Raw genomic sequence first — 7,926 nt, forward strand, 5'->3', positions numbered from 1 at the left:
TTATCCGGCGGCAGGTGCTCACCTGCGCACTTGGGCCGATGCAGCCGCCGGACGTCTTGGGGGACCCGGGTGAACTCCAGTTGGGATGCCGTAGCGCGCCCCGTCCGGGTCGAAGAAACGACCACCCACTACGCGGCGTCAACCTCAGTACCGTCGGCCTCGCCACGCTCCGCCCTGAGCGTGTCGCGGAGCTTCCGGGCCTTGTCCGGAGCGGTCCGCAGCGCCTTCCGGATCGCCTCACCCGTCAGCGCACTGTCCGACCAATCAGCAGTCAACTCACGTGCCTCAAGAAGGAGTTGATCCATCGTGCGGCGCGGCCGACTCGATCGGGCAGCCGAGGGAACCGGACCCGTCGGGCGACGCACGGAACCACGCCGCACCCGATCGACCGGAGCGGACTCCACGGGAATCGACTCAACCGGCCCGGGAAGAGCCGGTGCGGAGTCGACCTCCACAGCAGCCGATGAGCCGGTATCCGGCTCGGTGGGCGTTGGGGTCGATACCGGCAGATCAGACCCCGACTGATTTGTTGCACTGAACGGTGTTTCCTCCTGGTTTACGACCGGAGTGATTGGGGCCGGCGAATCGGGGGTCAGTTCCCCCAGTTTCAACAGCACCCGCTCACGGTGCGGGGTCTTCGACCGCCAGCGTCGACCGTGCCGCTCCCGCAGATCGGCCCGCGCCAACTGCCGTTCCCGCTCCCGATCGAGAGCGACCGCGTAGGCAGTGATCTCCCACAGCGTCATCCTGCGCCACAAGGCGAACGTCGACAGCGGCGCGAGCAGCCATCGACTCTTGCGGATCTTCTCCATCCGCTTACCGGTCGCCGCACCGATCCGCACCGCGTAGACGTGCGCGGTGATCTCGGAGAACACCACCCACAGCAACGGCATGGTCCCGTGCGCCGCCTTCGCCGACGCCGACGTGCCAGCCGCGACATTCAGGTAACACGTCACGAGCGTCAGTACCCACGGCACGAACCGCACCCACCCCAACGCCATATCCGTACGGATGAGCAGCAGGTTGGCCCCGGTGAACACCGGGATCGCGATGTCGATACCGATCGGCAGCATCCACGGTGAAGAGAACTCCCACCGCGCCGCCGCCTCCGAAACCGCGCTGAAGGACGACGCCAGACCGAGCGCACCGACACCGGCCGCAGCAAGCGCCACCGAGCCCATGAGACCTAGTTCCGGGCGAGTCAGGGGCGGAACCCCGCGCAGTTCCATCTCAGAAGAACTCATGACGTGGGCCCCGTTCCGGGTGCTCATGCCACCGCTCCCTTCCGGACCGGACGGCGCCGAGCCGCAGCGCAGGACAGCGGGATGACGTTGAACAGGTTCGGGGCAAACGCCTCGATCGCCTCAGCAGCGACCACGCTCACCCGGTCCAGGAGCTCCAGCTCCTCCGCGAGGATGTCGCGGGCCGCGTCCATACGGGCCGCCCGCTCCATCTCGCTCTCGCCCTCGACGCCCAGCCACAGATCCAGCGGGGTACCGAGGGCCAGTTCTACAAATTCATCGGCCGAAACGGCCACATGACCAGACACAATGTTCTTCATGGGTCGTGCTCTCCTCAGAAGGCAGGCGGCCCTACAGCGGTCCCGGTGCTCGAACACCGGGGCCGCTGGCCGTTGGGTGGTAGGTGGGTCAGACGGTGGTGGAGAAAAAATGGCGCTCAGACGCGGAAGCGTCGAGGGCCGGTGAGGCGGGGTGCCCATCGGTATGCGGTCATCACCGCGGTGAAGCCGCAGAGGCCCGACAGGAACATCAGGGGCCAGTCGGTGCCGAGCGCGCGGGCGGACTGACTGGCCGACGAGACCGCTCGTCAGGAGACGAGTGGTCATGACCTCCGACGCCCTGACCACTGCCCTTGTGTGGAGGTGGCCGGGTGCCGGAGATCAAAAGCACTCGTGCTTTCAGCACACTGTTCAGTTCGCAAGGAGCAAGCGCTTCCCTCGGACCCGTTTCACGGGGCCCTCAGGGCGCGATGAACTCTTCAAGAGATCTTGTCTTCAAGACCTCTTTAGGAGTTGCCCTGACTATGACTCAGCTCTCCTCTAGTCGTCAAGACCTCTTTAGGAGTCGTATGCTGTCGCCGTCACGAAAACAGGACGGTGAACACTCATGGCCAAGGCGTACGAGCGGATCGCAGACGCGCTCCGACAGTCCATCCGCGCAGGTGAGCTACGGCCTGGCGACCGCTTGCCCTCGGAGGCGCAGCTCGCCGAGGACCACCGGCGGAGCGTGCCGACAATCCGTGACGCGCTCCGGGTTTTGCAGGACGAGGGCTTGGTCGAGAAGCAGCACGGCCGAGGCACCTTCGTCCGCAAGGCACGTACGAGGGTGCTGCGCACGAACGACCGCCACCAGTGGGAAAAGGACCGGGCACGCGAGCCGGAGAGCGAGCGGCTGAGGACGGGCTCGACGGAGCACGACACCGGGCTCCAGGTGGACGATCTCGTCTTCCACGCGTCCTACCGGGAGGGCAAGGCAGAGAAGGACATCGCGGAGGCCTTCGGCGTCCCGGAGGGGACCGGAGTCGTGGTCCGTACGTACCGGACTCGGTACGCGGTCGAGAGCGCACCGTTCACGCTGGTCACCTCGTACCTCGTCCGCACGATGGTGGAAGCCAACCCGGACCTCCTGGACGAGACCAAGGAGCCATGGCCGGGCGGCACGCAGAGTCAACTGCACACGGTCGGCGTCGAGTTGGACCGTGTTGAAGAACGTGTCACCGCCCGCCCTCCGACCCCGGAGGAAGCGGAGGAACTGGAACTGCCGCCAGGCACCTCGGTCCTGGTACTGCGGAAGACGTCGTACGACATTCGTGACCGCGTCGTAGAGATGTCCGACGTGACATTCCCCGGTGACCGCACCGAACTGCACTTCACCACTCCCCTGGAAAAGTGGTGAACGCCGTGAGCCGGCGCATCATCGTCATCACCGCCGTACACGGGCCGTCCGCTCACTTCCTGCAGGAGGCGTACAAGTCGCTGTGCGCGCAGGAGTTGCCCGACGGCTGGGAGTGGCACTGGCTGGTCCAGGAGGACGGCAAGGGCGAGGAAGTCGCTCCGCATGTGCCCGACGACCCGCGCGTGACGTTCAAGCAGGGGCGCCACGGTGGTCCTGGTACCGCCCGTACGTTGGCTTTGGCGCACGCGGACGGTGAGTACATCAAGGTCCTGGACGCCGACGACCAGCTGCCCGCAGGCGCGTTGGCCCGAGACCTGGCCGCGCTCGAAGGTGACCCCACGCTCGGCTGGGCGACCTCACGCGTACTGGATCTGCTGCCCGACGGCACGACGGTCGGCTTCGAAGGGGACCCGGACCACGGCCCGTTGGAACGCGGGACGGTATCGGAGTATTGGACAGCCCACGATTTCCGGGCGCCGGTCCACCCGGCGACCCTCTTCGCCCGCCGGGACCTGGTGGTCGCGCTCGGCGGCTGGATGGCGCTGCCGGCCTCGGAGGATACGGGCCTTCTCCTCGCGCTGGACTCGGTCAGCCGCGGCTGGTTCTCAGCCGATGTGGGTCTGCTGTATCGCAAGTGGCCAGGCCAGGCGACCGGCCAGGCGGCGCACACTGATCCATCCGAACGCGATGCCCGCATGGCGGTGGTGGAGGCCAGAACACGAGCGCTCTCGTGCCTTCGTTGGACCTATCCGGGAGCGTGAGGCGTAATGGGCCCGTGGCAATCAGGTGAATAGCCAGATGCTGGCCGCACTGGTCTGCCTTAGCCGCACGTACGTGCGTCATGGTCCGGGGTTGCTCGGGAAAATGCAGCTTTCCGCAGAGTTCTTGAATCCGCAGTTGCGCGACCATCCGCTTCAGCGGGTCGTCCGATCTCAGTTCGGGGCCCGGTTCGCCGTTGACACTCAGGACCTCATTCAGCGCTACCTCTACCTCTTCGGCGTGTGGGAACCGCACATGACGAGATGGCTTCAGAGTCGGCTACGTCCTGGGGATACGTTCATCGACGTCGGCGCGAACATCGGGTACTACAGCGTGTTGGCGTCGCGGCTCGTCGGGGACTCGGGGCGGGTGGTCTCGCTTGAGGCGTCACCGGCGTTCCATCAGACGCTGCTACAGCAGGTGCGGCTCAATCAGTGCCGCAATGTGCGTGCGGTCAATGCCGCTGTTGCCGACAGTCGGAAGAATCTGAAGTTCGTGTTGGCCAGTTCAGCGAATATGGGCGCGAATAGCATCGTGCCATACGACGGACCCGCAGAGTCCTCATTCGAGATCGAGGCCCGCCCGCTCCCGGAGCTTCTAGAACCGGCGGAAATCGCCAGCGCACGGGTGATCAAGATTGATGTCGAGGGCGCTGAGTGGCCAGTCGTGCGAGGGATGGCGCCCATGCTCGACATGCTTAGACCCGACGCAGAGATCACTGTCGAGGTGACTCCCGATCGAATGGCCCGAATTGGCGATTCAGCTGATGATTTGCTTAAGACGATGCGAAGCCATGGGTTTCACGTCTATCGGCTCACAAACGACTACGCACCGGAGAGTTATCCGTTGGCATTGCGTGGGGAATCTGTCGCCCCTGTCCGGTGGCGTGGACCGGTTGTCGACGAAAGTGATCTGATCTTTTCCCGGGTGGATGCGGAGACGCTCGGCTGACCTTTTCACGTATGTGCTATGGCCCGGCCCCTCGGTACGAGGAGTCGGGCCATAGTTGGTGATGGCGTTCTTCACCACCTGATCGGGTTGTGGGTCCCGTTCGCGCAGACAGGACAGGGAACCCGGTACGTTCGATGGCACGTCAGGCAACCTTCGAAGCCGCAGCAGTCCGGGCACCAGATGACCCGGTGTCCAGCGCAGGACCCGCAGTGAGTCCCGGGCGGTGCTGCCCTCACACGGGTTTGGGTAGAGCCAGTCATCCGAAAGTTTCCGCCGGCTGTTGGGGGCCTCCATTCTCGAATTCCGGCGTTGGCAAGCGTGCGCCTCGGCTCTCTGCCACTCGCAGCACGTCGCCGAGTGCCTCGGCTGCGTGGGTAAGGGCGGACCGGAGCTCACGCCGATCTGTCTGAGGATTCGCAAGGACGGCCTTGACCATTTCAAGCACGTCGGCCCCCAGGTCGGTCTGCTCCCTTTCCGCCGCATCGGCGAGCCGGGACATGAAACCGTCGTTGTCGTCAGTGCTCAAAAAACACGGGTTTCCATCCGAGTTGGTCCATGGCAGCAAGCGAAGAATGCTTTCGTGTTCGGTCATCCTGCCACCGCCAACTTCTTGACCGCCGAACCAGTGGTGAAGAGAATCTCAGTGCGGTCCCCGGGCATAACCAAGAGAGTTCCTTCCACGACACGCTCGTTGACGTCGATCGACACGCGCTGCACAGCCAGTACGGGTGTGCGGCTCGTGATGTGCAGCGTCTGGGCCTCGTCCGCCGTCGGGAATCGGGCGGTGACCCGCTCGGTGGTACTCATCACCTGGACTCCGGCCGCAGCCAACAAGTTCCGGACGCCGTTGCCCCAGGGGGACCCGTTCTCTTCGAGCGTGCCGAGCTGCGCCACGGCGTGTGGCACGTAGACGCGGGTCAAACTGCGCGGCGAGGTTCCCAGATGGCTGATGAAGACGTACTCGGTCAGCGGACTGCCCGCTTGCACGTCCAAGAGCAGAGACAGCCGGCCGTCGGCCGCCACCATGGCGGTTTCGAAACTGACGTCGACAGCCACGCTGGTCACCGCACTCTGTTCCGCTCCACATCCGTCGACCACGTACGTCATCCGTTGTCCGGGCCGACGGACATAGTTACCGCTACCGTGGCGCTTCTCCACCAGGCACTCGCTCTGAAGTACTTCGAGAGCGTTCCGCAGGGTCGGGGTGCTGACCCTGTAGCGCGCGGCAAGTTCAAGCTCCGAGGGCAGGCGCTCGCCCACCAGCCACGTACCCATTGCAATGAGGCGCCGCAGGTCATCCGCGATGCGCTCGTAGCGGTTAGCCATGGATTTCTCCTTTGCCGGAGGTGTCGAGTCGGCTCTGATGGCACGGGCACGCGCACGTCTCGTAGATCAGCGGCAGTTCGGCCAGCGGGTGCCTGGGGACGGCTTCTTTGCACTCAGCGTGCGCGCCCAACCGGCAGCGGATTGAGCGATAGGGCACTGCGTTGGCACGACCTGGTGGTCGTCGCGGATAGCTGATGGACATCAGCAGAGCTCCGCAGCATCGAAGTGCGGACTGACCAGCAGAATGCGCCGCTTGACCGCGCTTCGCTGTTGCGCGCGTTCTTCTGCCGTCAGTACATACGGACGGACCAGGGCCTTGTCTTCGGCGCGGATCGGCTCGCCGTGGCGGTGTGGCAGCAACTGAGATGCAAGTGCGGGCCCCGCGTAGCGCGCCTCAGGCCCGTTTGTCGTCTCCCGGCGCCGGTGCTCGCCCTTCGGAGTAGGCATGAGCTGACGTCTTGCCCCTGCCGCAGCACACCACATACGCGCGATCACGCCGATCTTGCGATGTTGCCCGTACTCCCGGTTCAGAGCGCACCCGTCCGGGGGCTCATCCGAGTGGGCGAGGGTCTCAGTAGGATTGGCCATGTCGTCGCTCCTTCGAAGCGATCGTCCACACCCCCGGGCCGTGCCATCGGCTGCGGGGGTCTTTGGTTCACCCATATAGACTGTACTACCCCCTACTACCCACGTGGCTAGCTATGGCAAGCCGTCGCCCCCTGCCTAGTTTCGATTCGTGACCATCGACCGCGAGGGGCCCATCCCGCCGTACCAGCAAATCGCCGCGATCCTGCGCCTCCGCATCTCTGACGGGTCGATCCCTGTGGGCAGGCGGATTCCCTCGCTCGTCGAGTTGGAGCAGGAATACGGCGTCGCGCGGGACACCCTCCGCAAAGCGGTGAAGGTGCTGAAGGATGAGGGCCTGGTCGAGACGGTGAAAGGCATGGGCGTATACGTCATCGCTCAGCCAGCCGACGAGGGGTGACGCTGGGCCTGCCGCCGCCACAGCTTCATTGCACCTGACCGGCCGTGCTGCCGTGTTTCAGGCATCCCCTGGTCTACTTGGCGGGCCGACTCCTAAGATTCTCCAGAGCTGTAGATGACTTGATCTCTGGGGGACGAGTTGGGTACCGGCGAACAACTCGTCACGATCGCTGCTGTGTTGCTGGGCGCGCTCACCACGCACCTGACCAACTACGCGATGGAGCGGAGTCGTCATCAGCGGGAGTTGGTGACTCGGTGGGACAACCGGAAGTTGGACGCCTACGGAGGTTACGTCGACCGGGTGCGGGCTGGGATCTTCCTCGCTGTACAGCTCTATGAGCATCGGGAGGGGCTTCGCCGTAGCGAGCACTCCGAGGTGGAGATGGTTGCGGAGATGGCCGAGGCCGAGCGATACCGCGGGCGGGCTTTCGAGCAAGTCATGCTGCTCGGGGGCGATGACGTGGTCGAGGCCGCGCACGAGTTGAACGCCGCGACGGTGGCGATCGAGTGGCAGGCCACCGGGAAAACCGTGGGCACCTTAGAAGAATGGCGCGAGCGCAACCGCGCCGGGTTCCGGGGCATCAACGCCTTCCACGAAGCCGCCCGGGTGGATCTCGGCGTGCAGGGGAACGTCAGCGGCGAGAAGCACCCCGAGCGCGACCTTCTGCTGCCGGCCGCTCGTCGTGAGGACGACGGTCAGGCCACGTAACCCCTGCCGAGGTCGGCCCACTTGGCCAGGTTTCATGGCTGCCCCGCATCGGAGCAACACGGCGAACCGCTTGTTCGTGCGCCTCGGCCGGAGCAGGCATGTGGGCCATGCGTGGCCTGACGTTGAACGGACCTGAACGGTCACGAACCGCGGCGTATTGGACTGAACGGAGCAAGATCCTAACCTCGCCGTTTCAGTTGCGGCTGATGGCTGGCTGAGCGGGGTCGTTTGGAGCGGTGTCGGTCGGTGGGCATGGTGAGGGCCCGGCGCGGTGGGCCGGGT

At 65.1% G+C, this 7,926-nt stretch carries 10 protein-coding genes; 5 read left to right on the top strand and 5 right to left on the bottom strand.

Annotation, left to right across the window (positions count from 1 at the left end):
* Nucleotides 1-128 precede the first annotated feature (128 nt).
* Both PV679_RS31215 and PV679_RS31220 read right to left on the bottom strand, forming a co-directional pair.
* A complete protein-coding gene (locus PV679_RS31215; protein WP_319684030.1) occupies nucleotides 129-1,271 on the bottom strand; it encodes a DUF2637 domain-containing protein in 1,143 nt (380 codons plus the stop codon).
* Nucleotides 1,268-1,561: a hypothetical protein gene (locus PV679_RS31220; protein ID WP_319684031.1), complete on the bottom strand. Its 294-nt coding sequence runs from the start codon at nucleotides 1,559-1,561 to the stop codon at nucleotides 1,268-1,270. The genes PV679_RS31215 and PV679_RS31220 overlap by 4 nt, the downstream gene beginning before the upstream one ends.
* A 565-nt stretch (nucleotides 1,562-2,126) precedes the next feature.
* Here PV679_RS31220 and PV679_RS31225 point away from each other — a divergent pair.
* From PV679_RS31225 to PV679_RS31235, 3 genes are read left to right on the top strand one after another with little or no spacing between them, the layout of a single operon-like run.
* A complete protein-coding gene (locus tag PV679_RS31225; RefSeq protein ID WP_319684032.1) occupies nucleotides 2,127-2,915 on the top strand; it encodes a GntR family transcriptional regulator in 789 nt (262 codons plus the stop codon).
* A 5-nt stretch (nucleotides 2,916-2,920) separates the two neighbouring features.
* The gene (locus PV679_RS31230; protein WP_319684034.1) at nucleotides 2,921-3,676 is read left to right on the top strand and encodes a glycosyltransferase family 2 protein; all 756 of its coding nucleotides are present in this window, start codon (nucleotides 2,921-2,923) and stop codon (nucleotides 3,674-3,676) included.
* A gap of 37 nt (nucleotides 3,677-3,713) precedes the next feature.
* Entirely contained in the window at nucleotides 3,714-4,625 is a 912-nt protein-coding gene (locus PV679_RS31235; RefSeq protein WP_319684036.1) for an FkbM family methyltransferase, read from the top strand.
* A gap of 256 nt (nucleotides 4,626-4,881) precedes the next feature.
* Here PV679_RS31235 and PV679_RS31240 read toward each other — a convergent pair whose 3' ends face one another.
* The 3 genes from PV679_RS31240 to PV679_RS31250 form a co-directional block, all read right to left on the bottom strand.
* Nucleotides 4,882-5,217 carry a hypothetical protein gene (locus tag PV679_RS31240; protein ID WP_319684038.1) on the bottom strand — a complete coding sequence of 112 codons (336 nt, stop codon included), beginning with the start codon at nucleotides 5,215-5,217 and terminating at the stop codon, nucleotides 4,882-4,884.
* Nucleotides 5,214-5,951, bottom strand: coding sequence for a GntR family transcriptional regulator (locus PV679_RS31245; protein ID WP_319684039.1), 738 nt, complete (start codon nucleotides 5,949-5,951; stop codon nucleotides 5,214-5,216). The genes PV679_RS31240 and PV679_RS31245 overlap by 4 nt, the downstream gene beginning before the upstream one ends.
* A 201-nt stretch (nucleotides 5,952-6,152) precedes the next feature.
* Nucleotides 6,153-6,539, bottom strand: coding sequence for a hypothetical protein (locus PV679_RS31250; protein WP_319684040.1), 387 nt, complete (start codon nucleotides 6,537-6,539; stop codon nucleotides 6,153-6,155).
* Between the two features lie 148 nt (nucleotides 6,540-6,687).
* Between PV679_RS31250 and PV679_RS31255 the strand changes: the two genes are divergently transcribed.
* Both PV679_RS31255 and PV679_RS31260 read left to right on the top strand, forming a co-directional pair.
* The gene (locus PV679_RS31255; RefSeq protein ID WP_319684042.1) at nucleotides 6,688-6,936 is read left to right on the top strand and encodes a GntR family transcriptional regulator; all 249 of its coding nucleotides are present in this window, start codon (nucleotides 6,688-6,690) and stop codon (nucleotides 6,934-6,936) included.
* Between the two features lie 138 nt (nucleotides 6,937-7,074).
* Nucleotides 7,075-7,644: a hypothetical protein gene (locus PV679_RS31260; protein ID WP_319684044.1), complete on the top strand. Its 570-nt coding sequence runs from the start codon at nucleotides 7,075-7,077 to the stop codon at nucleotides 7,642-7,644.
* Nucleotides 7,645-7,926 lie beyond the last annotated feature (282 nt).

Origin of the sequence: Streptomyces sp. AK02-01A, from assembly GCF_033795305.1 — a bacterium.
Classification (GTDB): domain Bacteria; phylum Actinomycetota; class Actinomycetes; order Streptomycetales; family Streptomycetaceae; genus Streptomyces.

Bases quoted from the DNA above. Each gene is read 5' to 3' on its own strand.
- PV679_RS31215 (WP_319684030.1), bottom strand. From the start codon at position 1,271: ATGAGCACCCGGAACGGGGCCCACGTCATGAGTTCTTCTGAGATGGAA.
- PV679_RS31220 (WP_319684031.1), bottom strand. From the start codon at position 1,561: ATGAAGAACATTGTGTCTGGTCATGTGGCCGTTTCGGCCGATGAATTT.
- PV679_RS31225 (WP_319684032.1), top strand. From the start codon at position 2,127: ATGGCCAAGGCGTACGAGCGGATCGCAGACGCGCTCCGACAGTCCATC.
- PV679_RS31235 (WP_319684036.1), top strand. From the start codon at position 3,714: ATGCTGGCCGCACTGGTCTGCCTTAGCCGCACGTACGTGCGTCATGGT.
- PV679_RS31240 (WP_319684038.1), bottom strand. From the start codon at position 5,217: ATGACCGAACACGAAAGCATTCTTCGCTTGCTGCCATGGACCAACTCG.
- PV679_RS31245 (WP_319684039.1), bottom strand. From the start codon at position 5,951: ATGGCTAACCGCTACGAGCGCATCGCGGATGACCTGCGGCGCCTCATT.
- PV679_RS31250 (WP_319684040.1), bottom strand. From the start codon at position 6,539: ATGGCCAATCCTACTGAGACCCTCGCCCACTCGGATGAGCCCCCGGAC.